The sequence below is a fragment of the Streptococcus mitis genome (assembly GCF_026782865.1).
In the GTDB taxonomy this organism is placed as follows: Bacteria; Bacillota; Bacilli; order Lactobacillales; family Streptococcaceae; genus Streptococcus; species Streptococcus mitis_CG.
On the sequence record NZ_JAKUXK010000003.1, the window covers coordinates 67,954 to 94,907 of the forward strand.

Consider the following 26,954-nt stretch of genomic DNA (forward strand, 5'->3'; position numbering starts at 1 on the left):
TCGCTACTTTTTTATAAAAAACAATAAAAAACTATTGACAAAACAAAAATATAGTTTATAATAAAAACATAGATAATGAAAATATCAAAAATCATAAAAAGGTAATGCGTTTATGAAAAAGAAAACAGCAGTGGTATTTGGAACCTTTGCTCCGCTTCATCAAGGTCATATCGATCTGATCCAGCGAGCCAAGCGACAGTGTGACCAGGTCTGGGTTGTCGTTTCAGGCTATGAGGGAGACAGAGGGGAACAGGTAGGCTTAACGCTTCAAAAAAGATTTCGCTATATCCGAGAGGCCTTTGGTGATGACGAGTTGACCTCCGTTTGCAAGTTAGATGAGACCAATCTTCCCCGTTACCCTATGGGCTGGCAGGAGTGGTTGAATCAGATGTTTGCAGAGATTTCCTATGATGAAACCCAGCAAGAACTAATTTTCTTTGTGGGAGAAGCAGACTACCAGCAAGAATTATCTAATCGTGGCTTTGAGACTGTCTTACAAGAACGAAAGTTTGGTATCTCAGCGACTATGATTCGAGAAAATCCAAGCAAATATTGGAAATATATCGCTCAACCCTTCCGTCGTCAGTTTACAAAGAAAGTGTTGATTATGGGAAGTGCCAGCAATGGGAAGACCACTCTGGCCAAGGATTTGGCAAGGTATTACGATGCACCCGTCAGTTTGGAATACGCGCGTGAGTATCAGATCAAAAACAATGTCCGCGACGATGAATTGACTCCAAAGGATTACTATTATCTCCTGTTGGGGCAGTATGACCAGACCTCTAAGTTAATCGATAGCAATGCCAATAGGGGACTGGTGATAGCAGACACCAACTCCTTAGTAACCAAGGGCTACTATGATTATTACATGGAGGCTGAGGACCAAGAGGACTTATCAGGAGAAACCTTTGACAATCTTTTTGTTTCGATCTTGGCTAAGGAAAAATGGGACTTGATTCTCTTTGTGCAACCTGTCGGCTCCTATGTCAATGACGGCTTTAGAGATATGACCATGGCAGAAGACCATATTCGTCATAGTTTTTCACAACATTTGGATCAGATGAGGGAGCGATATTTAACCACCATTCCACTAGTTTATCTAGCTGAGGATTACCTAGGCAATTATGAAGCAGCCAAAGTGGCTATTGATGCCATTTACCAAGCAGATTAGGAGAAAAATATGAAAAAATTAACTGAAAAAATCACACAATTTATCGAAAACTTTAAAAATGTCCATGCGGAAGCCCGCAAGATCGGTTTTGCAGGGATCATGCGTCTGCTCTGGAAGGATCTCTTTATGGGACGTAGTCTCTTCCAGTGGTTGTATCTCATCGTCCTGTCAAGTGTTCCCTTGATCTTGGAATTCACGCAAAATACAGAAAGTCATGACTGGATGAGCTTGTTTGCCTCTTGGACTGGGATTGTATGTGTTATCTTGGTAGCAGAAGGACGTGCAAGCAATTATCTCTTCGGGGCTATTAACTCTGCTATCTATTTGATTTTGGCCATGAATGCGACTTTTTATGGTGAAGTTTTGACGACTGTTTACTTCTTTGTCATGCAGCCGATTGGTCTCTATGCTTGGCTGTCTAATCGTATTAATGATCAAGGAAAAGCAGAAGAATCTCATTTTGAAGCCAAGAAATTATCTGTGCTTGACTGGCTCAAGTACTTGGCTTTGACTGCTATCATTTGGATTGGTATGGGCTTGGCTTACCAAAGTATCCATAGTGCTCGCCCTTTCCGTGATAGTGTTACCGATGCGACCAATGGTGTTGGTCAGCTCTTGATGACACGTCTCTACCGTGAGCAATGGATTTTCTGGATTGCAACTAATCTCTTTAGTATTTACCTCTGGTGGGGTGAAAACATCCACATCCAAGGGATGTACTGGGTTTACACACTCAATAGTCTAGTAGGTTGGTACCAATGGACCAAGGCAGTTCGTAAGGAGGCGTAAAATGACGGACACGATGATTCCAGCAGGGATGACGGAAAAAGAATATTTTGAAATTCATGCCAGCCAGGAGGAGTTTTTGAATTGGTACTACAAGCAGGAACTCCCTCAATACGAAAAACCAAGTGTGACGGTGGATATGGTAGCCTACTGCTTTGTCGAAGGAAAAATCAAGCTTTTGCTAATCCGCCGCAAGGCTCACCCTTATCAAAATTGTTTGGCTCTGGTTGGAGGCTTTATGGACAAGGGAGAAGACGCTGCGCATGCCTGTCAGCGTGAGGTGAGAGAAGAAGTCAATCTCGATCTTCCTTTGGAAAAAATCGAGCAATTGATGACCGTATCGACCCCCAGCCGTGACCCCCGGGGCTGGACAGTGACTATTGCCCACTTGATTTATCTGCCTAGTCGTGCATTAGAACTTGTTCAAGCAGGGGACGATGCCAAGGATGTCGTTTTCGTAGATGTTGATTTTCAGACAGGCAAGTGCTTCTTCGAGGGAGTAGAGTTGGAGGAGCAAGCCTTCGCTTTTGACCATTATGCCATTATCCAAGAATCCATCAAACGAATCCAAGGCCGTCTCGACTGGAATCCGACCTTCCTTTATCTGCTGGAGGAGGAGTTCACTGTCTACGAAGGAACTGAACTGGTCAATCTTATCAACCCCGGTCGTCCAATCGTCAGTAATAACTTTCTCGTAAAATACGGAGAATATGTAGAAGAAGTCGGACTCAAACGAGTACCTAAAAAGAAACCAAGAAAAACCTATCGATTGAAATAAAAAACGAGGTCGGGAAAAGTTCCCGATCTCTTTATTTGCCTTTATTAGTTTGATTTGCTGTTGCGACTGTTTTTATGAATGGCTATTTTTCTTAGAGTTGCTCATGATGCGAATGAATAAATCTTTGTATTTATATTTTAAATAGGTTTCGTGTAAGTACAATAAAGCTATATCTACAATCATAAAAATGGTTATTAAGTAAAATAAATCAAATGTAGTCTGAGCGTAGCGAATTGCAGATTGATAAGACCAGAAAGCTCCCAAAATCAACCAAGGAAGATACTTGTAATACTTGTTTAGCATAAGAGTGCACCTCCTATATTCTATTTCAATGTTATTATATTCCTTTGCAGTTAAAGATGCAAGCGATTACACAAGAGCGATTTAAAAAATTTTAAACAAAATAGGAATTTTTTTCTGTTTTTTCTATTAGATTACGAATAAAGGAGTAGGAAGAGTAAATGTATCTAAAGTATTTAAGATTTTTAAAATAGTTTAAATAAATTGTTGACATATTTAAATTCTAGTGTTACAATTATATTACAAAAAGATTTCTTTATATTTCTAAAATATTACAAAGGAGTAGAAAAATGAAAAAGAAAACCTATATCAAATTGATGGCAGCAACTGTATTGGCTTCTACTTTGCTACTGGGAGCTTGTGGAAATAAAAAGGAAACAACTCAAGCAAGCAGTTCTGCTAAGACAAGCCAATCATCAAGTTCTAAAGTAGCTTCTTCTAGCAAAGAAAGCAAGACTCAGAAGTCCTCAAGTTCAGCTTCATCTGAAAAGGCCAAGGCATCTACCGACCAGTCTTCAGTAAGTGCAACACCATCACAAGCGGCACCTGCACCAGAGCAAAGACAAGGTCAAGAAGTGTCTAATCAACAGGCGGCTAGTCAACAAACTCCTGCTCAGGCTCCTTCAACTCAACAGACTCCTCAAGCCCAGTCTAACCAATCAAGCTATGATCCTACAACTGACCGCAAACTTCAAGACAAACAAGCAGAGCAAAATAAACGCTACAAGGGTGTTTTAACCATGGTAGATGGTGATTTCTCAGCTGCAGCGGGCAATTGGAAGGGAGCAAATGGCGAAACCATCACAGTTTCATCAGGTGGTCAATTTACAGTAGAATCTTCTGATGGAAAGAAAGAAAATTATTCTATCAAAGGTTATTCTTATACTCTTGATGATGGTAAGTATAATGCCAAAATTGGTGGGGGAAAAATCATCCAAATTACAACAGGAGCGGATGGTAAGGTTTCCAGTGTTACTTTGAATCAGTAATACCCCTCAGTATTTAAATTTTTACAATCAAAAACCCGTAACCTTTAAGAGAGTTACGGGTTTTAAACTATTAAGCCTTATCCAACTGCAAGAGTGCTTCAATCTCTGCTAGGGTGCTAGCTTGTGAAATGGCTCCACGGAGTTTGGCAGCGCCAGATGTTCCACGGAGGTAGTGAGGAGCGAGGCCACGGAATTCACGAACTGCTACGTTTTCCCCTTTGAGGTTAATCAAACGTTTCAAGTGTTCGTAGGCGATTTTCATCTTGTCTTCAAAGGTCAAATCAGGTAGGATTTCTCCTGTTTCAAAATAATGGTTGATTTGGTTGAAGAGGTAAGGATTTCCCATGGCAGCGCGACCAATCATAACTGCGTCAGCACCAACTTCTTCGATACGCTGTTTAGCTTCTTGAACCGTACGGATGTCACCATTGGCGATAAATGGAATCTTGGTCAAAGCTTGAGCGACCTTGTGAAGGGTCTCAAGGTCTGCGTGACCTGTATACATTTGTTCACGGGTACGACCATGCATGGCGAGGGCAGAAACACCTGCAGCTTCAGCAGCGAGGGCATTTTCTACTGCCAGAGATGGATCGGCCCAGCCGGTACGCATTTTGACAGTAAGTGGGATATCAAGGACAGATTGGACCTTGTTGATGATAGAGTAAATCTTATCTGGATCCTTGAGCCACATAGCGCCAGCTTCGTTCTTCACGATTTTGTTAACTGGGCAGCCCATGTTGATATCCACGATATCGGTTTTGGTGTTTTCTTGGATGAATTCTGCTGCGCGTGCTAGGCTGTCTTCATCACTACCAAAAAGTTGGATAGAAACAGGGTTTTCGCCTTCATCGATATGAAGCATGTGCAGGGTTTTTTCGTTGTTGTATTGGATTCCCTTGTCAGAGACCATTTCCATTACAACGAGTCCAGCTCCGAGCTCTTTTGCGATGGTACGAAAGGCTGAGTTGGTCACGCCAGCCATGGGTGCTAAAACGGTACGATTGGGAATCTCAACATTGCCAATCATAAAGGGTGTATTAAGATTTGTCACGAATGAGTTCCTCCAGGTCGTTTTCATCAAAGTTGTAAGTTGTTTGGCAGAATTGACAAGTGATTTCTGCCCCGTGGTCTTCCTCTTTCATTTCCTGTAAGTCTGAGCTTGGAAGGCTGGCAAGAGCGTTCATAAAGCGTTCATGGCTACAGTCACATTGGAAACGGATTTCTTCTTCAGAAAGACGCTTGTAGGCCTCGTCACCGTAGATAGCTTTGAGGAGGGCTTCGATATGGTCTTCACTTTCGAGAAGGGTCGAGATAGCTGGCATTTCTTGGATGCGTTTCTCAAAACGGGCAATCTCTTCTTCCTTGGCTCCTGGCAAGACTTGGACTAGGAAACCACCTGCAACCTTGACCTTGTCTTCTTCGTCCAAAAGGACATTGAGGCCGACTGCTGAAGGCGTTTGTTGGCTTTCAGTCAGGTAAAAGGCAAGGTCTTCACCAATTTCCCCAGAAATGAGGGGTGTCATAGAGTTGTAAGGATTTCCAGTACCGTAGTCTGTGATAACGAGGAATTGACCATTTCCAACAAAAGGTCCGACTAGGACTTCACCAGTTGCAGTCTTTTTGATGTCAACACCAGGATTTTGAACATAGCCTTTGACATTCCCCTTGGTATCAGCGACGGTGATGATAGCACCTAGAGAGCTAGATCCCAGCACCTTAACTGTAAGTTTGGTATTTCCTTTTTCATTGGCTGCGAGAATCTGGCTAGCGATAAGAGTTCGACCGAGCGCTACAGTTGAGCTAGCTTGGGTTTGGTGTTTTTCTTGAGCAGTGCGGACGGTTTCTGTGCTATCAAGGACAAAAGCACGAAAGGCTCCGCTTTCTGATATAGTTTTAATAATTTTATCCATAGCTACTATTTTAGCATAAAAATGCCCAAAGGGGGAGCCGTGTGTTTGCTGATTTTTAGGATAATGGACCAGGAAATCAGCATGAAAATAAAAAGAGAAACAGATTATTTCAGCATTTCTAAGATTTATGCTATGCTTAAGGTAGAAAATGAAAGGGGTAACAAATGTATTTAGGAGATTTGATGGAAAAGGCTGAATCTGGCCAATTTTCAATCCTTTCCTTTCTATTACAAGAGTCTCAGACGACCGTCAAGGCTGTAATGGAGGAAACAGGATTTTCAAAAGCAACCCTAACCAAATATGTCACCCTTCTCAATGACAAGGCTTTGGATAGTGGCTTAGAGCTGACTATCTCCTTAGAAGATGAAAATCTGCGCCTGTCAATCGGTGCAGCTACCAAAGGGAGAGATATCCGGAGCCTGTTTTTGGAGAATGCTGTTAAATACCAAATTTTAGTCTATCTTCTCTACCACCAACAGTTTTTAGCCCATCAGCTGGCTCAAGAATTGATGATTAGCGAGGCTACGCTTAGTCGCCACTTAGCTAGTTTAAATCAGATTTTGTTAGAATTTGACTTATCCATCCAAAATGGACGTTGGCGAGGCCCAGAACATCAGATTCGCTATTTCTATTTCTGTCTTTTCCGCAAGGTCTGGTCGAGTCAGGAATGGGAAGGTCACATGCAGAAACCAGAGAGAAAACAGGAGATTGCCACTTTAGAAGAAATCTGCGGTGCAAGTTTGTCTTCGGGTCAGAAATTGGACTTGGTTCTCTGGGCTCATATCAGTCAACAGCGTCTTCGGGTCAATGCCTGTCAGTTTCAAGTCATAGAAGAGAAAATGCGAGGGTATTTTGACAATATTTTCTACCTTCGTTTGCTGAGAAAGGCTTCGTCCTTTTTTGCTGGGCAACACCTCCCCCTAGGAACTGAGGATGGGGAGATGATGATTTTCTTCTCTTTCCTCCTATCCCATCGCATTCTTCCTCTTCATACAATGGAATATATCCTTGGTTTTGGAGGGCAGTTGGCAGATTTGCTGACGCAATTGATTCAAGAAATGAAGAAGGAGGAGTTACTGGGTGATTATACAGAGGACCATGTCACCTATGAACTCAGTCAGCTTTGTGCTCAAGTCTATCTATATAAGGGCTATATTTTACAGGATCGCTACAAGTACCAGTTAGAGAATCGTCATCCTTATTTGTTGATGGAACATGATTTTAGGGGAACGGCAGAGGAGATTTTTCATGCTCTACCTGCTTTTCAACAGGGGACGGATTTGGATAAGAAGATTCTCTGGGAATGGCTCCAGTTAATCGAATATATGGCTGAAAATGGTGGCCAGCATATGCGGATTGGTTTGGATTTGACATCAGGTTTTCTTGTCTTTTCAAGGATGGCAGCCATTTTGAAACGGTATTTGGAATACAATCGTTTTATTACCATTGAAGCCTATGATTGTACTCGGCATTATGATTTGCTGGTTACCAATAACCCGATTCATAAGAAGGAACAGACTCCCGTTTATTATTTAAAAAACGACTTGGATTTGGAAGATTTGGCAGGGATTCGTCAGTTATTATTCACTTAAAAGGCTTGGTTGTTCCAGGTCTTTTTTGTGAAATTCACACAATCTCCTCACATTTTTTAAAAAATTAAAAAAAGTTGATAAACAAGAAAGCGCTTTATTTTGTATACTAGTAAGTGTAAAGAGGAAACATCCTCAAGATCTTTATCAGGAGGACAGCACATGTCACAAGAAAAATACATCATGGCCATTGACCAGGGAACTACAAGTTCTCGTGCCATTATTTTCAACAAAAAAGGAGAAAAGGTCAGCTCGAGTCAAAAAGAGTTTACTCAGATTTTCCCTCAGGCAGGTTGGGTAGAGCACAATGCCAATGAAATTTGGAACTCTGTTCAGTCAGTTATTGCGGGTGCTTTCATCGAAAGTGGTGTCAAGCCAAATCAAATCGAAGCAATCGGAATTACCAACCAACGTGAAACAACTGTTGTCTGGGATAAGAAAACAGGCCTTCCTATCTACAACGCTATCGTTTGGCAGTCACGTCAGACAGCACCTTTGGCTGAACAACTAAAAAGTCAAGGTTATGTGGAAAAATTCCATGAAAAGACTGGTTTGATCATCGATGCTTACTTCTCTGCGACCAAGGTTCGTTGGATTTTGGACCATGTAGAGGGCGCTCAAGAGCGAGCAGAAAAAGGGGAATTGCTCTTTGGTACTATTGACACTTGGTTGGTTTGGAAATTGACTGACGGTGCGGCTCACGTGACCGACTACTCAAATGCAGCCCGTACCATGCTTTATAACATTAAAGAACTCAAATGGGATGATGAGATTTTGGAAATCCTCAACATTCCTAAGGCTATGCTACCAGAAGTTCGTTCTAACTCTGAAATCTACGGTAAGACAGCGCCATTCCATTTCTACGGTGGAGAAGTGCCAATCTCAGGTATGGCTGGTGACCAACAGGCAGCCCTCTTTGGACAGTTGGCCTTTGAACCAGGTATGGTTAAAAATACTTACGGAACAGGTTCTTTCATCATCATGAATACCGGTGAAGAAATGCAGTTGTCTGAGAACAATCTTTTAACAACCATTGGTTACGGAATCAACGGCAAGGTTTACTATGCCTTGGAAGGTTCTATCTTCATCGCAGGAAGTGCCATTCAATGGCTTCGTGATGGTCTTCGCATGGTTGAAAATTCACCAGAATCTGAAAAATACGCTCGTGATTCTCACAACAACGATGAAGTTTATGTTGTTCCAGCCTTTACAGGTCTAGGAGCTCCATACTGGAACCAAAACGCTCGCGGTTCTGTCTTTGGCTTGACTCGTGGAACAACTAAAGAAGACTTTATCAAGGCAACTCTTCAATCAATTGCTTATCAAGTGCGTGATATTATCGATACGATGCAAGTGGATGCTCAGACAGCTATCCAAGTCTTGAAAGTGGACGGTGGTGCAGCTATGAACAATTTCCTCATGCAGTTCCAAGCTGATATTTTGGGAATCGATATCGCACGCGCCAAAAACTTGGAAACAACAGCTCTAGGGGCAGCCTTCCTAGCAGGTTTGTCAGTAGGTTACTGGAAAGACTTGGATGAGTTGAAACTCTTGAACGAGACAGGAGAACTTTTTGAACCATCGATGAACGAATCTCGCAAGGAACAACTCTACAAGGGCTGGAAGAAGGCTGTAAAAGCGACTCAAGTCTTTGCGGAAGTAGACGACTAATACTGGAAGAATAAAGCGACTCGGTTAGAAAGTGTGTAAATATGGAATTTTCAAAGAAAACACGTGAATTATCAATTAAAAAAATGCAAGAACGTACCTTGGACCTCTTGATTATCGGTGGAGGAATCACTGGTGCTGGTGTAGCCTTGCAGGCGGCAGCTAGTGGTCTAGATACAGGTTTGATTGAAATGCAGGATTTCGCAGAAGGAACATCCAGCCGTTCAACAAAATTGGTTCACGGAGGTCTTCGTTACCTCAAACAATTCGACGTAGAAGTGGTCTCAGATACAGTTTCTGAACGTGCAGTGGTTCAACAAATCGCACCACATATTCCAAAACCAGATCCAATGCTCTTGCCAGTTTACGACGAAGATGGAGCTACTTTTAGCCTCTTCCGCCTTAAAGTAGCTATGGACTTGTATGACCTTTTGGCAGGAGTTAACAACACACCAGCTGCTAACAAGGTTTTGAGTAAGGAAGAAGTCTTGGAACGTCAGCCAAACTTGAAGAAAGAAGGTTTGGTAGGAGGTGGGGTTTACCTTGACTTCCGTAACAACGATGCACGTCTCGTGATTGAAAATATCAAACGTGCCAATCAAGACGGTGCCCTCATTGCCAACCACGTTAAGGCAGAAGGCTTCCTCTTTGACGAAAGTGGCAAGATTACAGGTGTTGTAGCTCGTGATCTCTTGACAGACCAAGTCTTTGAAATCAAGGCCCGTCTGGTGATTAACACAACAGGTCCTTGGAGCGACAAGGTGCGCAATTTGTCTAATAAGGGAACACAATTCTCACAAATGCGTCCAACTAAGGGAGTTCACTTGGTAGTGGATTCAAGCAAAATTAAGGTTTCACAGCCAGTTTACTTTGACACAGGTTTGGGTGACGGTCGTATGGTCTTTGTTCTCCCACGTGAAAACAAGACCTACTTTGGTACAACTGATACAGACTACACAGGTGATTTGGAACATCCAAAAGTAACTCAGGAAGATGTAGATTACCTACTTGGTATTGTCAACAACCGCTTCCCAGAAGCAAACATTACCATTGATGATATCGAAAGTAGCTGGGCAGGTCTTCGTCCATTGATCGCAGGCAATAGCGCTTCTGACTACAATGGAGGAAATAACGGAACCATCAGTGATGAAAGTTTTAACAACTTAATCGCGACTGTCGAATCTTATCTCTCTAAAGAAAAAACGCGTGAAGATGTTGAGGCTGCTGTCAGCAAGCTTGAAAGCAGCACCTCTGAGAAACATTTGGACCCATCTGCAGTTTCTCGTGGTTCGAGCTTGGACCGTGATGACAATGGTCTCTTAACCCTTGCTGGTGGTAAAATTACAGACTACCGTAAGATGGCTGAAGGAGCTATGGAGCGCGTGGTTGACATCCTCAAAGCAGAATTTGACCGTAGCTTTAAACTCATCAATTCTAAGACTTACCCTGTTTCAGGTGGGGAATTGAACCCAGCAAATGTGGACTCGGAAATCGAAGCCTTTGCGCAACTTGGAGTGTCACGTGGTTTGGATAGCAAGGAAGCTCATTACCTAGCAAATCTTTACGGTTCAAATGCACCGAAGGTCTTTGCTCTTGCTCACAGCTTGGAACAAGCACCAGGACTCAGCTTGGCAGACACTTTGTCACTTCACTATGCAATGCGCAATGAGTTGGCTCTTAGCCCAGTTGACTTCCTCCTTCGTCGTACCAACCATATGCTCTTTATGCGTGATAGTTTGGATAGCATCGTTGAGCCAGTTTTGGATGAAATGGGACGATTCTATGACTGGACAGAAGAGGAAAAAGTAGCCTACCGTGCGGATGTCGAAGCAGCTCTCGCTAGCAACGATTTAGCAGAATTAAAAAATTAAGAAAAAATAAAAGAGGCGGAGGGCAGGACTCCTAGTCTACCCTCTCCTCCTTTTTAATGGAGACAGAAAAATGATGAATGAATTATTTGGAGAATTTCTAGGGACTTTAATCCTGATTCTTCTAGGAAATGGTGTTGTAGCAGGTGTAGTTCTTCCAAAAACCAAGAGCAACAATGCAGGTTGGATTGTGATTACCATGGGTTGGGGGATTGCAGTTGCGGTTGCAGTCTTTGTATCCGGAAAGCTCAGTCCAGCTCATTTAAACCCAGCTGTGACAATTGGTGTAGCTTTAAAAGGTGACTTACCTTGGGCTTCCGTTTTGCCTTATATCTTAGCCCAGTTCGCAGGGGCTATGCTGGGTCAGATTTTGGTTTGGTTGCAATTCAAGCCACATTATGAGGCAGAAGAAAATGCAGGCAATATCCTGGCAACCTTCAGTACTGGACCAGCCATCAAGGATACTGTATCAAACTTGATTAGTGAAATCCTAGGAACTTTTGTATTGGTATTGACAATCTTTGCTTTGGGACTTTATGACTTTCAAGCAGGAATCGGAACCTTTGCAGTGGGAACTTTGATTGTCGGTATCGGTCTATCACTAGGTGGGACAACAGGTTATGCCTTGAACCCTGCACGTGACCTTGGACCTCGTATCATGCACAGTATCCTTCCAATTTCAAACAAGGGAGACGGAGACTGGTCTTATGCCTGGATTCCTGTTGTGGGACCTGTTATCGGTGCAGCCTTGGCCGTGCTTGTATTCTCAGTTTTCTAATCTAGAAAACAATTATGTTGATAGAGCTTGAGATGAAAATCTCAGGCTTTTTTAAAAATATACATAGAAAAATTGCATAATCCTTAAAATAAGCTGAAATCTAGTGAAAATCTACGGCAAACAATTGAAAAACTAGTCTATAAAGTGGTACAATGGTAGAAAAATACTATAGTGAGAATCTATCTTATTTAGCAAAAATTACAGAAATGAATGGTTTTTCTTGATGAAACAAAGAAAAGAATTATACCTCTTTCTTGGTCGGACAGCCTTGTATTTTCTTATCTTTCTAGGGCTGTTTTACTTCTTTAGCTATCTTGGTCAGGGTCAAGGAAGCTTTATCTATAATGAATTTTAACTTGAAGGAGAATTCCTATTGTGTCAAATAAACCAATAGTAGATATGATTGAAACCATTGAGCATTTTGCTCAGACACAGCCTACCTATCCTGTTTACAATGTTTTGGGGCAGGAGCACACTTATGGAGATTTGAAGTCTGATTCGGATAGTTTGGCTGCAGCCATCGATCAACTGGATTTACCAGAGAAGTCTCCTGTGGTTGTTTTTGGTGGCCAAGAGTATGAAATGTTGGCAACTTTTGTAGCGCTGACTAAGTCAGGTCATGCCTACATTCCAATTGATAGTCATTCGGCCTTGGAGCGAGTTTCAGCTATTTTAGAAGTAGCGGAGCCAAGTTTGATTATTGCCATCTCAGACTTTCCATTGGAGCAGATTTCTACACCAATGTTGAATCTAGCTCAGGTTCATGAAGCCTTTGCTCAAGGGACTAGCTATGAGATCACGCATCCAGTCAAGGGAGATGATAACTACTACATTATCTTTACTTCTGGTACGACTGGTAAGCCAAAGGGAGTGCAGATTTCACATGATAATCTCCTCAGCTTTACCAACTGGATGATTACGGACAAGGAATTTGCGACGCCAAGTCGTCCGCAAATGTTGGCTCAGCCACCTTATTCTTTTGACTTGTCTGTCATGTATTGGGCTCCGACCTTGGCACTGGGAGGAACTCTTTTTGCTTTATCATCTGTCATCACTCAGGACTTTAAGCAACTCTTTGCGACCATCTTTTCATTGCCGATCGCTATCTGGACTTCAACGCCTTCTTTTGCGGATATGGCCATGTTGTCTGAAGATTTTAATAGCGAAAAAATGCCTGGAATTACGCATTTCTACTTTGATGGCGAAGAATTGACTGTTAAAACGGCTCAAAAGCTACGTGAACGTTTCCCATATGCCCGTATTATCAATGCCTACGGCCCAACAGAAGCGACAGTAGCCCTGTCAGCTGTTGCTGTGACAGACGAGATGTTGATAACTCTCAAACGCCTACCAATCGGCTATACCAAAGCTGATTCTCCAACCTTTATCATTGACGAGGAAGGCAATAAATTGCCAAATGGAGAACAGGGGGAAATCATTGTTTCTGGACCAGCCGTTTCAAAAGGTTATATGAACAATCCTGAAAAAACAGCAGAAGCCTTCTTTGAATTTGAAGGACTGCCAGCCTATCACACAGGCGATGTGGGATCTATGACAGATGAAGGCTTACTTCTCTACGGCGGACGCATGGACTTCCAGATTAAGTTCAACGGTTACCGCATTGAGTTAGAAGATGTCTCTCAAAACCTCAATAAGTCTCGCTTTATCGAGTCTGCTGTTGCAGTACCGCGCTATAACAAGGACCACAAGGTACAAAATCTATTGGCTTATGTCATCTTAAAAGATGGTGTCCGTGAGCAGTTTGAACGTGATATCGATATTACCAAGGCTATCAAGGAAGACTTGACAGATATTATGATGTCTTATATGATGCCGTCCAAATTCCTTTATCGAGACAGTTTGCCACTGACTCCAAATGGAAAAATTGATATTAAAGGATTGATTAACGAGGTGAATAAGAGATGATGGAGTTCTTTCAACAGCTTCCTCATTTAGAGCCATACGGTAATCCTCAGTATTTTGTCTATGTGATTGCTGCAACCTTGCCCATCTTTATCGGTCTCTTTTTCAAGAAACGCTTTGCCTGGTATGAAGTGCTAGTTAGTCTCTTCTTTATCGTCACCATGTTGGTAGGTGGGAAGACTAACCAATTGGCTGCCTTGGGTATTTATCTGTGCTGGGAAATATTACTCCTGCTCTTCTATAAGCACTATCGAAAAAGTAAGGATGGTAAGTGGGTCTTCTACCTAGTTAGTTTTCTGTCCCTACTGCCGATTGTCTTTGTCAAGGTGCAGCCGGCTATCAATGGAACGCAGTCTTTGCTTGGTTTTTTGGGAATTTCTTACCTGACCTTTCGTTCGGTTGGGATTATCATCGAGCTGAGAGATGGAGTGATTAAGGATTTTACCCTCTGGGAATTCCTCCGTTTTCTTCTCTTCATGCCGACTTTTTCAAGTGGCCCAATCGATCGCTTTAAGCGATTTAATGAAAATTATCAGACCATTCCTGAGCAGGATGAGTTGATAGATATGCTGGAAGATGCTGTCAAGTATATCATGCTTGGCTTTCTATATAAGTTTATCATAGCTCACATTTTAGGAGAGACCTTACTCCCTCCTCTGAAGAATCTATCCCTACAGTCAGGTGGATTTTTTAACCACTATGCCTTGGCAGTTATGTATACCTTTGGTCTAGAACTTTTCTTTGACTTTGCAGGCTACTCTATGTTTGCCTTGGCAATCTCAAACTTAATGGGGATTCATAGTCCAATTAACTTCAACAAGCCTTTTTTATCTAGGGATTTAAAAGAGTTTTGGAATCGCTGGCACATGAGTCTGTCTTTCTGGTTCCGTGACTTTGTCTTTATGCGAATGGTCATGGTGTTGACCAGAAAGAAGGTCTTTAAGAATCGCAATGTAACCTCAAGCGTGGCCTATATTGTAAATATGCTGATTATGGGATTTTGGCATGGAGTGACCTGGTACTATATCGCTTATGGACTTTTTCATGGATTAGGCTTGGTCATCAATGATGCTTGGATTCGCAAGAAAAAAACGCTCAATAAGGAACGGAAAAAAGCAGGGAAGACTGCTCTACCTGAGAATCGCTGGATTCAGTTGCTTGGCATGGTTGTCACCTTCCATGTCGTCATGCTGTCATTCTTAATCTTTTCTGGATTTTTGAATGATTTATGGTTTAAAAAATAAAAGGAAATAAAATATGGATATCAAATCAGAAGTTATCGAAATTATTGATGAGTTGTTTATGGAAGATGTTTCTGACATGATGGATGAAGATCTTTTTGACGCAGGTGTCTTGGATAGTATGGGAACGGTTGAGTTGATTGTGGAGATTGAAAACCGTTTTGACATTCGTGTTCCTGTAACAGAGTTTGGTCGCGATGACTGGAATACAGCTAATAAAATTATAGCTGGCATTGTGGAGCTACAAAATGCTTAAACGCTTATGGATGATCTTCGGACCTATCTTCATAGCTGGATTTTTGGTTCTTCTACTCATCTTTTTTTATCCAAGTACAACAAGCCATAATCTGACGGAGGAGAAATATTCGGCGGCTTCTGTTAGTGTAGAGAGTTTTAAAGAGAGAAGCCAAAAAGTAAGGGCTCTTACAGATCCAAATATGCGTTTTATTCCTTTTCTAGGGTCCAGTGAATGGATTCGATTTGATAGTGTCCATCCAGCTGTTTTAGCAGAGAAATACCATCGTCCCTATCGTCCTTACTTTTTAGGTCAAGCAGGAGCAGCCTCTCTAAATCAATATTTTGGCCTACAGCAAATTTTGCCAGAAATTGAGAATAAACAGGCGGTATTTGTTATTTCGCCTCAGTGGTTTACAGAGACTGATTATGAACCCGCAGCGTTTCAGAGATTTTTTAACAGTGACCAATTGACAGCTTTTCTGGAAAATCAATCTGGTGACACTGCTGCAAAGCATGCGGCTATTCGATTGTTAAAGCAGAATCCTAATGTTGCATTAAAAGGCATTGTTCAAAAACTATCAAAGGGTGAAGAATTATCAGAGGTTGATCAGGTTGCTATTAATATTTTTGCCCGATTCAATGAGAGACAGGCTTCTCTATTTGGTCGGTTCTCCATTAGAGGAAAACTCAAATATAAGGAACATGTGGAAAATTATTTAAAAGATCTTCCAGATCAATTTTCTTACCAAGAGTTAGAAAAAATTGCTCGAAAGGATGCAGAAACAAATACAACCAATAATGATATGGGAATGGAAAATCATTTCTATACAAGAGAGGTTAAGAAGGATTTGAAAAAATGGGAAGGGTATCAAAAGAATTATAGCTTCCTAAAATCATCTGAATATAATGATTTACAGTTGGTTCTCAATCAATTTGCAAAATCGAAAGTTAATGTCCTCTTTGTCATCCAACCTGTCAATAAGAAATGGATGGACTACACAGGGCTCAGAGAAGATATGTACCAGCATGCAGTGGAGAAAATTCGTTACCAATTAGAAAGTCAAGGTTTCACTAATATTGCTGACTTTTCAAAAAATGGAGGGGATCCTTATTTTATTAAGGATACCATTCACCTAGGTTGGTTGGGTTGGCTTGCTTTTGATAAGGCGGTTGATCCTTTTCTATCCAATCCCAGACCAGCTCCGACTTACCATCTGAATGAACGCTTTTTCAGCAAAGACTGGGCGACTTATGATGGAGATGTTAAGGAATTTCAATAAATTGATGAAAAGCTTGAATTTTTTAGTTCAGGCTTTTTTGTTAAATGGCGAATATTTTAGTAAAAAATATGTTGAAAGTTTCAAAAATATTGTAAATAGCGTATAATATAGTGTGAGTGAGAAAAAGAAAGGGATAAAAATGAATAAACGTTTCTTGTTACCTGTCTTGTCGACAGCCCTATTGGCCCCAGTCTTATTGGCTGGGCATGCTTATGCTGATGAAACGGCTAGTTCTATAGAGAAGTCACCTGCTGTAGCAACTCCTGCAGCTCCAACAACAGAGGCGGCAACTCCCACAACTGTTGAATCAGCGGAAGCAAAGGAAGCTCCTGTTGAATCTCCTAAAAGCGAAGAAAAAGACACCGTTATCTTGCACACCAATGATGTCCATGGTCGTATTGTTGAGGAAAAGGGCGTTATTGGAGACGCTAAGCTAGCGACAGTCATCGAGCAGGAACGCGCGAAATCAAATCAAACTACTCTCGTCGTAGATGCTGGAGATGCCTTCCAAGGTTTACCGATTTCCAACTCTACAAAGGGTGAAGCACGCGCCGAAATTCTCAATCAGATGCAGTATGATGCCATGGCAGTAGGAAACCATGAGTTTGACTTTGGTTTAGACGAAGCTAAGAAATACAAGGAAATTTTGAAATTCCCATTACTTAGCTCAAATACCTACGTCAATGGTACCCGTCTCTTTGAAGCTTCTACAATTGTTGATAAAGATAAGACTGTAGAAGGTGATGAGTTTGTTGTGATTGGTGTGACAACACCGGAAACAGCTACTAAAACTCACCCTAAAAATGTCAAAGGAGTAACCTTTACAGATCCAATCACAGAGGTGAATAAGGTTATTGAAGAAGTGCAAGCTAAGGCAAGTACCGAAGGTAAGGACTACAAACACTATGTCGTCCTTGCTCACTTAGGTGTAGACACGACAACCCCAGTCGAATGGCGTGGTTCAACTCTGGCAGAAGCCTTGTCTAAAAATCCTCGTTTGAAAGGGAAACGCGTAACAGTAATCGATGGTCACTCTCATACAGTGGAATCAACAACCTATGGGGAAAATGTTACCTATAACCAGACAGGAAGCTACCTTCATAATGTAGGGAAAATCATCTACAAATCACGTCAGCTTTTGGGAAATCCAACTCAGATTGCGGCTGCTGATGCTAAAAAACTACCAGCAAATCCAACAGTTGAAAAACTAGTCAAAGACATTAAACAAAAATACGATGCTGAAAATGCTGTTGAAGTCGTTTCAAACAGCCCAGTAGAACTCAACGGTGACCGAGAAAATGTTCGAGTCCGTGAAACTAACCTCGGAAACGTTGTAGCAGATTCTCTCTATCAGTATGGTCAGACAGGATTTAGCCATCCGACTGACATCGCTGTGACAAATGGTGGTGGACTGCGTGAAACTATTGCAAAAGGCAAACCTATCACTAAAGGAAATGTCATTGCTGTTCTTCCATTTGGAAATACTATTTCACAAATCCAAGTGACTGGGCAACAAGTATTGGATATGTTTGAAAAGTCACTCGGATCTATCTTGCAGGTCGATAAGGATGGCAAGAAGGTCTTGGATGAGAACGGACAACCATTGCTAGAACCAAGTGGTGGCCTCTTGCAAGTTTCAGGTGTGAAGGTCTACTATGATACCAACCTACCATCAGGCAAACGTGTCTTGGCAATCCAGGTTAAAAACCGCGCGACTAGTCGTTATGATCTGCTAGACCTTGCAAAAACTTACTATCTTGCAACTAATGATTTCCTAGCTGCAGGTGGCGATGGCTACACTATGTTAGGTGGTGCGCGAGAAGAAGGTCCTTCTATGGATGCAGCCTTTGAAGAATATTTGAAAACCGCTGATTTGAGTCAGTATGAAAAGATTAATCCAAATTCACGGACGATTTCTGTCAATTCTAAAAACTTTAGTCTACCTACAGAAACATCTCAGACGGATACAGCTACAGGTGATGCAAATACTACTGTGAAACTTTCTTATGAGGCGGCAAGTCAATTTAGCAAGAAGGCAGTTGTCTCAGAAAAAGTTCTTCCAAATACAGGTAGTGAACAATCTATTTTCTTACTTTTGATGGGAATGGTCGCAGGGTTAGCAGGTATCTTTGTAAGTCGAAAATCACAGCAAAAATAAGTTAAATTTCAAATCTAAAGGAGTCTAGGGAAACGTTTTTATAGCTCTTTCCCTTGACTCTTTTTTGGTTTGTGATATAATTAACCAGTAAAGAATCTGTGGCTATCAGTATTTTTATCTAAAAGTGATAGTTAAGAAAGGAGTAACACATGAGACAGCTTGCGCAGGAAATTGATACTTTTTTGAATGAGGTTATCTTGAAGTCTGAAAATCAGCATGAAATCCTAATAGGTCATTGCACTAGCGAGGTGGCTCTGACCAATACCCAGGAGCATATCCTCATGCTCTTGTCAGAGGAATCTTTAACAAATTCAGAGTTGGCCCGTCGTCTCAATGTCAGTCAGGCGGCAGTTACCAAGGCTATCAAGTCTTTAGTCAAAGAGGGCATGTTAGAGACATCCAGAGATCCAAAAGATGCGCGTGTGATTTTTTATCAGTTGACTGATTTGGCTCGTCCAATTGCTGAGGAGCATCATCATCACCATGAGCATACACTTTTAACCTATGAACAAGTGGCAACTCAGTTTACTCCAAATGAACAAAAAGTAATCCAGCGGTTTTTGACTGCTTTAGTAGGAGAAATCAAATAATGAGATATATTACGGTAGAGGATTTATCCTTCTATTATGATAAGGAGCCCGTTCTTGAACATATCAATTATAGTGTTGATAGTGGGGAATTTGTTACCTTGACGGGGGAAAATGGAGCGGCTAAGACGACACTCATCAAAGCCAGTCTTGGAATTCTCCAACCACGCATTGGTAAGGTAACCATTTCAAAGACAAATACGCAGGGTAAGAAATTGAGAATGGCCTATCTTCCCCAGCAGATTGCTAGTTTTAATGCAGGTTTTCCAAGTACGGTTTATGAATTTGTCAAGTCGGGTCGCTATCCGCGAAAAGGCTGGTTCCGTCGCTTGAATGCTCATGATGAGGAGCATATCAAGGCTAGTCTGGACTCAGTTGGCATGTGGGAACACAGAGACAAACGCTTGGGTTCTCTATCTGGAGGACAAAAGCAGCGAGCGGTGATTGCGCGTATGTTTGCTTCGGATCCAGATGTGTTTATCCTAGATGAGCCGACAACGGGAATGGATGCAGGAAGTAAAAATGAATTTTACGAACTCATGCACCACAGCGCCCATCATCATGGCAAGGCTGTTTTGATGATTACCCATGACCCTGAAGAAGTTAAGGACTATGCGGACCGCAATATCCATCTAGTCCGTAACCAAGACTCACCATGGCGTTGTTTCAACGTTCATGAGAATGATCAGGAGGTGGGCCATGCTTAGTTTGTTATCTTATGACTTTATGCAACGTGCCTTTCTGGCCGTTATTGCCATGAGTCTTTTCTCGCCGGTATTGGGGACCTTCCTTATCTTGCGCCGTCAGAGTTTGATGAGTGATACCCTCAGCCACGTCTCTCTTTCAGGTGTAGCCTTTGGTCTGGTTTTGGGGATTTCTCCGACAGTTTCTACGATTGCCATTGTCTTGATTGCGGCGGTCTTCCTGGAGTATCTCCGTACGGTTTATAAGAGCTTTATGGAAATCGGGACAGCTATCCTCATGTCAACAGGTTTGGCTGTTTCTCTGATTGTCATGAGCAAGGGTAAAAGCTCTAGTTCTATGAGTTTGGACCAGTATCTTTTTGGTTCAATCGTGACTATCAGCGAAGAGCAGGTTATTTCCCTCTTTGTCATTGCGGCGGTTGTTTTGATTTTGACCTTCCTCTTCCTTCGTCCTATGTATATCTTGACCTTTGATGAGGATACGGCCTTTGTGGATGGCTTGCCAGTTCGTACCATGTCCATTCTTTTTAACATGGTTACAGGGGTGGCCATTGCCCTTATGATTCCTGCAGCAGGAGCTCTTTTGGTATCGACTATCATGGTCTTGCCAGCTAGTATTGCCCTGCGTCTGGGGAAAAACTTTAAATCGGTTATGCTGCTTGCCAGTGCTATTGGATTTTTGGGAATGGTAGCAGGACTTTACATTTCCTACTATGTAGAAACACCTGCAAGTGCAAGTATTACCATTATTTTTGTAACTGTCTTTTTACTCATCAGTTTAGTAAGACGTTTTATCAAATAGGAGACTAACGTGAAAAAAATTAGTTTATTGTTCGCCAGTCTATGTGCCTTGTTTTTAGTGGCTTGTTCCAATCAAAAGCAGGCAGATGGCAAACTAAATATTGTGACAACCTTTTACCCTGTCTATGAATTTACTAAGCAAGTCGCAGGAGATACTGCTAATGTAGAACTCCTAATCGGTGCAGGGACAGAACCTCATGAATATGAACCGTCTGCCAAGGCAGTTGCTAAAATCCAAGACGCAGATACCTTCGTTTATGAAAATGAAAACATGGAAACATGGGTTCCTAAATTGCTAGATACCTTGGATAAGAAAAAGGTCAAAACCATCAAGGCGACAGGCGATATGTTGCTTTTGCCAGGTGGTGAGGAAGAAGAGGGAGACCATGACCATGGCGAAGAAAGCCATCACCATGAGTTCGATCCCCATGTTTGGTTATCACCAGTTCGTGCCATTAAACTTGTAGAGCACATCCGTGATAGCTTGTCAGCAGATTATCCTGATAAAAAAGAGACCTTTGAGAAGAATGCTGCTGCCTATGTTGAAAAATTGCAAGCCTTGGATAAGGCTTATGCAGAAGGCTTGTCTCAAGCCAAACAAAAGAGCTTTGTAACGCAACACGCAGCTTTTAACTACCTTGCCTTGGACTATGGACTCAAACAAGTCGCAATTTCAGGCCTCTCTCCAGATGCAGAGCCATCAGCTGCTCGCTTGGCGGAATTGACAGAGTATGTCAAGAAAAATAAAATTGCCTATATCTACTTTGAAGAAAATGCTTCACAAGCCCTTGCTAACACACTTTCAAAAGAAGCAGGTGTCAAAACAGATGTCCTCAATCCTTTAGAAAGCCTGACAGAAGAGGATACCAAGGCTGGAGAAAACTACATTTCCGTGATGGAGAAAAACCTCAAGGCTCTAAAACAAACAACGGACCAAGAAGGCCCAGCAATCGAGCCTGAAAAGGCAGAGGATACCAAGACAGTTCAAAATGGTTATTTTGAAGATACAGCTGTCAAGGACCGCACCTTGAGTGACTATGCAGGTAATTGGCAATCAGTTTATCCTTTCCTTGAAGATGGAACTTTGGATCAGGTCTTTGCCTATAAGGCTAAGTTGACTGGTAAGATGACTCAGGATGAGTACAAGGCCTACTATACAAAAGGCTATCAGACAGATGTAACTAAGATTAATATCACTGATAACACTATGGAATTTGTTCAAGGTGGACAAAGTAAGAAATATACTTACAAGTATGTTGGTAAGAAAATCTTGACTTATAAGAAAGGCAATCGTGGCGTGCGCTTCCTCTTTGAAGCGACAGATGCGGATGCTGGACAATTCAAGTATGTTCAGTTTAGCGACCACAATATTGCCCCAGTGAAGGCAGAACATTTCCATATCTTCTTTGGAGGCACAAGCCAAGAAGCCCTCTTTGAAGAAATGGATAACTGGCCAACCTACTACCCAGATAACCTATCTGGCCAAGAAATCGCCCAAGAAATGTTGGCGCATTGATGAGAAACCGACTAGTTCATAGGAGCTAGTCGGTTTTTTGATACTAGATGGCTAACTTCATTATAGACCTTTCAGATACCTAAGGAATTTTAAACAATGAATAAAATTCTTGAGATATCGGGGATAGGCAAAAAGTCTTTAAAATCAGAAAACGTATAGTATCAGATTTATAAAATCTTGATGTTATATCAATCATAAAAGTGGATAGGAAAGTTTTCTGATTATCAGAATTCCTTCCTATCCACTTTTTGAAGATTGTGAGTTAGCTTTATTTTATATAGAATCAGCTTATTTGTTTTATTTGTCAAAACCTTGCAAGGCTTTTTGGCGTTCTTCTACTTGACCTTTAGCATCTAGTTTATTACCAGCGTATACAGCTGATTCCCATGATCCGTACATTGGATTTGGGAAGATGATGAATTTTTCACCGAATTCTTTTTGTAATTCTTCAAGTTGTTTATCACGGTCAGATTCAGAAGTCTTAGAAAAATCTGCAAAGTCTACGAGGTTATCACCAAACAATAAGATAAGATTTGTTTTTTCTTGAACTTTTTGGCGACGACCCTCTTTGGATTTTACACCACTTTCTAAGAACATGAGATGATCACGTCCTTGAACAGGAATTCCTTCACTTTCAAGATTTTTAATGGTAGCATCTACTTGATTAGCTGAGCGGTCAGAAATATAGTAGATTTGGACACCGTTTTGATCAGCAAACTGAAGAAAATCCTTGGCACCTGGGACGGCTTTTGCTGAAGCTTTTTGAACCCAAACATCCCAATTTTCGGGTGTAAATGCTGTACCATCTTTGACATTTTGTACTTGATAAGGACTATTATCTAGGACAGTCTCATCCAAGTCTAAAACGATAGAGTAAGGTTTGTCTGATTCTGTTTTGAGCAATTCCTTTAGGTGATTTGTTGCAACGTTATAACCCTGTATGTATAAGGCTTTAGTTTCAGCTGATTTTTGATACCAAAGGGTTGACATAGTGTTTTCTCTTGATCGTAGTTGGTCATATGTCATTGTAATTTGATTATCAGATGAGTTATTATTGCTTGTCTGTGTTTCTGTAGACTTTGTTGCACAACTAGCCAATAAGACGACAGAAGCAAGTGTAGAAAGGATGGTAACAGTAGTTTTTGCTGTTTTCATGAAATATCTCCTATTCATTAATTTCAATCACTAGTATAGCACGAGGGAAAAGTTAAGGCAAGTCATTCTCGGACTATGGATGTAGATTATACAGAAGTTAATGTAATGAAAAAAAGCGATTGCTAACTTGAAATGCAGTTTCACCTCTAATTATTGACATTTCAGGAAAAATTGCAGTAAAAACTGCACAACCTTCTTTAAATGTGCTATAATACAGGAAAAATAATGATGGAGGTCACGATAATGGCAACATTTTTGATGATTTTTGTGGTGGTTTGTGTGCTCCTATTGGTGATAGTCACACTGAGTACAGTTTATGTGGTTCGTCAGCAGTCGGTGGCGATTATTGAACGCTTTGGGAAATACCAAAAGGTTGCCAATAGCGGTATTCATATTCGCTTGCCTTTTGGAATTGACTCGATTGCAGCACGGATTCAGTTGCGCTTGTTGCAAAGTGATATTGTGGTTGAGACTAAAACCAAGGATAATGTGTTTGTTATGATGAATGTAGCGACTCAGTACCGTGTCAATGAACAGAGCGTGACAGATGCCTACTATAAACTCATGCGTCCAGAATCTCAGATTAAATCTTATATCGAAGACGCTCTTCGCTCTTCTGTTCCAAAATTAACCTTGGATGAATTGTTTGAGAAAAAAGATGAGATTGCCCTTGAAGTCCAACATCAAGTAGCGGAAGAAATGACAACTTACGGTTATATTATCGTGAAAACCTTGATTACCAAGGTCGAACCAGATGCAGAAGTTAAGCAATCCATGAATGAAATCAATGCGGCGCAACGCAAGCGGGTCGCAGCGCAAGAATTGGCGGAAGCAGACAAGATTAAAATCGTCACTGCAGCTGAAGCCGAAGCAGAAAAAGACCGCCTCCATGGTGTGGGGATTGCCCAACAACGTAAGGCGATTGTGGATGGATTGGCAGAGTCTATCACAGAACTCAAGGAAGCCAATGTTGGCATGACAGAAGAACAAATCATGTCTATTCTTTTGACCAACCAGTATTTGGATACATTGAATACCTTTGCCTCTAAAGGAAATCAGACTATCTTTTTACCAAATACGCCAAATGGTGTGGATGATATTCGTACACAAATCTTGTCAGCTCTACGTGCTGAGAAGAAATAATAGACTAAAGAGCCTGGAGTCAGGCTCTTTTTAGTGTTCGTGAGAGATAAGCCTTAGCTATTCACAAAAGTTACTAACAGGTTGTGGATAAGTGTGGATAACTTCTGATTATTTTAGAGATAATTCTTATTGGTATGACCAATCTAGTAACTTTTGAGGATTATAAAGTAGTTTTAATTCCTGTAAATAAAGAGTTAAGCACAGCTTGGGATAGTTATTCACAGATTGTGGATAACCTTGGGGATTGCAGATTTTTTATTATTTAGCGATGACTTGGTAACCAGCTAAGTGTAAAGGTTAGTTGCTCAGCTTTTAAGAGGTCTTGGTGTTGAATGCTAGATACTGGTGCCTTGTTCAATCGGCATTCTTTTACAAAGTTAAAATGGCTGTGGTTTTGCTCAGTATGAATATCTAGCCATTTATCTTCTTTGGCAAGATAGACTCGGAGGTGGTCAAAGAGAGGGATTCCGAGGTCATAGCTTGGTTTTCCTGGACAGGTTGGATAGAAACCGAGAGCTGACCAGATGTACCAGGCTGAGAGACTGCCATTGTCTTCATCGCCAGGATAGGCTTCCCAACTTGGGTGAAAAGCTTTCTGACGGAGCGTCTTGATGAGAAGGGCAGTGTAGTCAGGGTAATCACTGTAACGGAATAGATAAGGAATGTGGAAACTCGGCTGGTTGGAAATGGCTATTTGTCCAAAAGGAGCAGTAGCCATCTCGCTCATTTCGTGAATCTCGTAGCCATAGCCTGTTGTCTCAAAGAGGGGAGCCTCCTGGCAGGCTTTTAAAAGATAGTTGCTAAAGGCTTCTTTTCCACCCATAAGCTGGATCAATCCTGGGATATCGTGGAGGACGCCTAAAGTTGCTTGGATGGCAGAGCATTCGGCATAGTCGCGTCCCCAACTATAAGGAGAGAAATCAGGACGGAAGTTGCCTTGACCATCACGCGCTCGCATGTAACCTGTCTCAGCGTCAAATAGATGGCGGTAATTTTGTGAAGCAGTCCTATAGGTTTTCGCGATGTCATTCTGACCAAGTTTTTTGGCACAGATAGCGATACAAAAGTCACTATAGGCATAGTCTAGGGTGTGGCTGACGCTTTCGTGGTGCTCGGTAGAGAGGTAGCCTAGTTCTTGGTATTGGGCTAGTCCGTGACGACCATTGATATCGAGAGGGTCGGCCTTGCTGGCTGTTTCAAGCATAGCCTGGAGGAGTTCTTCTTCCAAGTCGGGAGCCATATTCTTGCAGGCGCTATCTGCAATAATACCGTCTAAAAGGGTACCGGGCATCATGCCACGTTCATCTGGAGCCAACCATTTTGGAAGAAATCCAGTCTCGCGGTAGCTATTGAGAAAGCCTTCTAAAAAGAGACGATAATGCTCTGGTATGATGAGAGCAAAGAGGGGGAAGGTGGTGCGGAAGGTATCCCAGAAACCATTGTTGCTGAAGAGGACACCAGGTTTGACAGTGTCAGTGGACAAATCCATGTGGATGACTTGTCCTGATTCATTAACCTCATAAAAAGTCTGAGGAAAGAGGAAGAGTCTGTAGAGACAGTGGTCAAATAAGGTTCGGTCAACCTCTCCTGTCTCTATAATGTCAAAACGATGGAGGAGATTTTCCCAGTCCGCTTGCGCATTTGCTTTACAGTTATCAAAATCTTTTTGAGGTAGATTGATTAGAGCTTGAGAAGGAGAGATGAAAGAAATCCCTAGTTGAATTTCAGCATGGCTACTTGCTAAGTCGATTCGCCAGTCTTCGCCTTCTTGGCTGATAGCAAGAATATCCGTATTCATTTTCAGTACTGTAAACAGTATCAGCGGATTTTTAGTAGTCTCAGTTTTTCCTTCTTGTCTTAGGGCAAGCGTTCGCTTATCTACTTGCTCTACGGTCAGTTCATCTGCTGCGTGAAGATAGAGGGAGAGGGATTTGCCTTGCTTTTGCTTCAAACGAATAGAAGCACCGTAGCAAGTCGGTGTGAGCTGGGTTTCAATCTGATAGCGCAGGGAGAAAATTTTCAGATAATGAGGCTGGAAAGAGGCCTTATCCCTATCATAAGAAGACTGACGATGGAAGAGGCTGTCTCCACCTAGCTGGCCTATGACAGGTGTCAGAAGGAGCCAAGAGTAGTCCCCAATCCAAGGACTGGGCTGGTGGGTTAATCGAATCCCCTGAAAGATAGGCAGATGCGGATCGAAAAACCAAGAGCCCTTCTGGTCACTGGTCTGGGGCACAAAGTAATTCATCCCAAAAGGTACGCCTGTGTATGGCAGGGTATTTCCTCGAGAAAAAGCATGCTTGCTGGCAGTTCCAAAGCGGGTATCGATGGTTTCAAGTAATGGTTTCATAGTCTTTCCTTTAGCTGTTTTT

24 protein-coding genes are annotated in these 26,954 nt (G+C 41.8%); 19 read left to right on the plus strand and 5 right to left on the minus strand.

The window, feature by feature from the left end; all coding sequences use genetic code 11:
* Positions 1-112 precede the first annotated feature (112 nt).
* The 3 genes from MK482_RS00950 to MK482_RS00960 are packed head-to-tail and all read left to right on the plus strand — an operon-like array spanning position 113 to position 2,735.
* Positions 113-1,171 (plus strand): AAA family ATPase, encoded by a 1,059-nt coding sequence (locus tag MK482_RS00950; RefSeq protein WP_268717747.1) that lies wholly within the window; start codon positions 113-115, stop codon positions 1,169-1,171.
* Between the two features lie 9 nt (positions 1,172-1,180).
* Entirely contained in the window at positions 1,181-1,960 is a 780-nt protein-coding gene (gene pnuC, locus MK482_RS00955) for a nicotinamide riboside transporter PnuC (RefSeq protein WP_268717748.1), read from the plus strand.
* Position 1,961: 1 nt separating this feature from the next.
* A complete protein-coding gene (locus tag MK482_RS00960) occupies positions 1,962-2,735 on the plus strand; it encodes an NUDIX hydrolase (protein WP_268717749.1) in 774 nt (257 codons plus the stop codon).
* A 72-nt stretch (positions 2,736-2,807) separates the two neighbouring features.
* Here the strand turns inward: MK482_RS00960 and MK482_RS00965 are convergent, their stop codons facing one another.
* Positions 2,808-3,038 (minus strand): hypothetical protein, encoded by a 231-nt coding sequence (locus MK482_RS00965; protein WP_261012732.1) that lies wholly within the window; start codon positions 3,036-3,038, stop codon positions 2,808-2,810.
* Between the two features lie 287 nt (positions 3,039-3,325).
* Between MK482_RS00965 and MK482_RS00970 the strand changes: the two genes are divergently transcribed.
* The gene (locus MK482_RS00970) at positions 3,326-4,024 is read left to right on the plus strand and encodes a hypothetical protein (protein WP_268717750.1); all 699 of its coding nucleotides are present in this window, start codon (positions 3,326-3,328) and stop codon (positions 4,022-4,024) included.
* Positions 4,025-4,094: 70 nt separating this feature from the next.
* Here the strand turns inward: MK482_RS00970 and dusB are convergent, their stop codons facing one another.
* Both dusB and hslO read right to left on the minus strand, forming a co-directional pair.
* Positions 4,095-5,075, minus strand: a complete 981-nt coding sequence (dusB, locus tag MK482_RS00975; protein ID WP_000183308.1) for a tRNA dihydrouridine synthase DusB — start codon at positions 5,073-5,075, stop codon at positions 4,095-4,097.
* Positions 5,062-5,934, minus strand: a complete 873-nt coding sequence (gene hslO / locus MK482_RS00980) for an Hsp33 family molecular chaperone HslO (protein WP_000357854.1) — start codon at positions 5,932-5,934, stop codon at positions 5,062-5,064. Before hslO ends, dusB begins: the two co-directional genes overlap by 14 nt.
* Before the next feature lie 164 nt (positions 5,935-6,098).
* Between hslO and MK482_RS00985 the strand changes: the two genes are divergently transcribed.
* From MK482_RS00985 to adcA, 14 genes are all read left to right on the plus strand, one after another.
* Positions 6,099-7,526, plus strand: a complete 1,428-nt coding sequence (locus tag MK482_RS00985; RefSeq protein WP_268717751.1) for a helix-turn-helix domain-containing protein — start codon at positions 6,099-6,101, stop codon at positions 7,524-7,526.
* 159 nt (positions 7,527-7,685) lie between these two features.
* Complete coding sequence (gene glpK, locus MK482_RS00990) at positions 7,686-9,194, plus strand: glycerol kinase GlpK (RefSeq protein WP_000076786.1); 1,509 nt, start codon at positions 7,686-7,688, stop codon at positions 9,192-9,194.
* A gap of 41 nt (positions 9,195-9,235) precedes the next feature.
* The gene (glpO, locus tag MK482_RS00995) at positions 9,236-11,062 is read left to right on the plus strand and encodes a type 1 glycerol-3-phosphate oxidase (RefSeq protein WP_268717752.1); all 1,827 of its coding nucleotides are present in this window, start codon (positions 9,236-9,238) and stop codon (positions 11,060-11,062) included.
* A 70-nt stretch (positions 11,063-11,132) separates the two neighbouring features.
* Positions 11,133-11,837: an MIP/aquaporin family protein gene (locus tag MK482_RS01000; protein ID WP_268717753.1), complete on the plus strand. Its 705-nt coding sequence runs from the start codon at positions 11,133-11,135 to the stop codon at positions 11,835-11,837.
* A gap of 223 nt (positions 11,838-12,060) precedes the next feature.
* Positions 12,061-12,192: a teichoic acid D-Ala incorporation-associated protein DltX gene (locus MK482_RS01005; RefSeq protein WP_124787468.1), complete on the plus strand. Its 132-nt coding sequence runs from the start codon at positions 12,061-12,063 to the stop codon at positions 12,190-12,192.
* Positions 12,193-12,212: 20 nt separating this feature from the next.
* On the plus strand, positions 12,213-13,763 hold the full coding sequence (gene dltA / locus MK482_RS01010; protein ID WP_268717754.1) for a D-alanine--poly(phosphoribitol) ligase subunit DltA: 1,551 nt from the start codon (positions 12,213-12,215) through the stop codon (positions 13,761-13,763).
* Positions 13,760-15,004, plus strand: coding sequence for a D-alanyl-lipoteichoic acid biosynthesis protein DltB (gene dltB, locus MK482_RS01015; RefSeq protein ID WP_268717755.1), 1,245 nt, complete (start codon positions 13,760-13,762; stop codon positions 15,002-15,004). The genes dltA and dltB overlap by 4 nt, the downstream gene beginning before the upstream one ends.
* A gap of 13 nt (positions 15,005-15,017) precedes the next feature.
* On the plus strand, positions 15,018-15,257 hold the full coding sequence (dltC, locus tag MK482_RS01020) for a D-alanine--poly(phosphoribitol) ligase subunit DltC (protein ID WP_000351967.1): 240 nt from the start codon (positions 15,018-15,020) through the stop codon (positions 15,255-15,257).
* Entirely contained in the window at positions 15,250-16,518 is a 1,269-nt protein-coding gene (gene dltD / locus MK482_RS01025; RefSeq protein ID WP_268717756.1) for a D-alanyl-lipoteichoic acid biosynthesis protein DltD, read from the plus strand. Before dltC ends, dltD begins: the two co-directional genes overlap by 8 nt.
* A 139-nt stretch (positions 16,519-16,657) precedes the next feature.
* Entirely contained in the window at positions 16,658-18,676 is a 2,019-nt protein-coding gene (gene nt5e / locus MK482_RS01030) for a cell surface ecto-5'-nucleotidase Nt5e (RefSeq protein WP_268717757.1), read from the plus strand.
* 149 nt (positions 18,677-18,825) lie between these two features.
* On the plus strand, positions 18,826-19,266 hold the full coding sequence (gene adcR / locus MK482_RS01035) for a zinc-dependent transcriptional regulator AdcR (protein ID WP_268717758.1): 441 nt from the start codon (positions 18,826-18,828) through the stop codon (positions 19,264-19,266).
* Positions 19,266-19,970: a metal ABC transporter ATP-binding protein gene (locus tag MK482_RS01040; RefSeq protein WP_033689523.1), complete on the plus strand. Its 705-nt coding sequence runs from the start codon at positions 19,266-19,268 to the stop codon at positions 19,968-19,970. Before adcR ends, MK482_RS01040 begins: the two co-directional genes overlap by 1 nt.
* On the plus strand, positions 19,963-20,769 hold the full coding sequence (locus MK482_RS01045) for a metal ABC transporter permease (RefSeq protein WP_261033718.1): 807 nt from the start codon (positions 19,963-19,965) through the stop codon (positions 20,767-20,769). The genes MK482_RS01040 and MK482_RS01045 overlap by 8 nt, the downstream gene beginning before the upstream one ends.
* A 9-nt stretch (positions 20,770-20,778) precedes the next feature.
* Positions 20,779-22,284, plus strand: a complete 1,506-nt coding sequence (gene adcA / locus MK482_RS01050) for a zinc ABC transporter substrate-binding lipoprotein AdcA (RefSeq protein ID WP_268717759.1) — start codon at positions 20,779-20,781, stop codon at positions 22,282-22,284.
* Between the two features lie 297 nt (positions 22,285-22,581).
* Here the strand turns inward: adcA and MK482_RS01055 are convergent, their stop codons facing one another.
* A complete protein-coding gene (locus MK482_RS01055) occupies positions 22,582-23,439 on the minus strand; it encodes a 5'-nucleotidase, lipoprotein e(P4) family (protein ID WP_247928614.1) in 858 nt (285 codons plus the stop codon).
* Between the two features lie 258 nt (positions 23,440-23,697).
* On the opposite strand from MK482_RS01055, the gene MK482_RS01060 reads away from it, so the two are divergent.
* Positions 23,698-24,582, plus strand: coding sequence for an SPFH domain-containing protein (locus tag MK482_RS01060; protein ID WP_004235732.1), 885 nt, complete (start codon positions 23,698-23,700; stop codon positions 24,580-24,582).
* A 262-nt stretch (positions 24,583-24,844) separates the two neighbouring features.
* Here the strand turns inward: MK482_RS01060 and MK482_RS01065 are convergent, their stop codons facing one another.
* Positions 24,845-26,932, minus strand: a complete 2,088-nt coding sequence (locus tag MK482_RS01065; RefSeq protein WP_268717760.1) for a GH92 family glycosyl hydrolase — start codon at positions 26,930-26,932, stop codon at positions 24,845-24,847.
* Positions 26,933-26,954 lie beyond the last annotated feature (22 nt).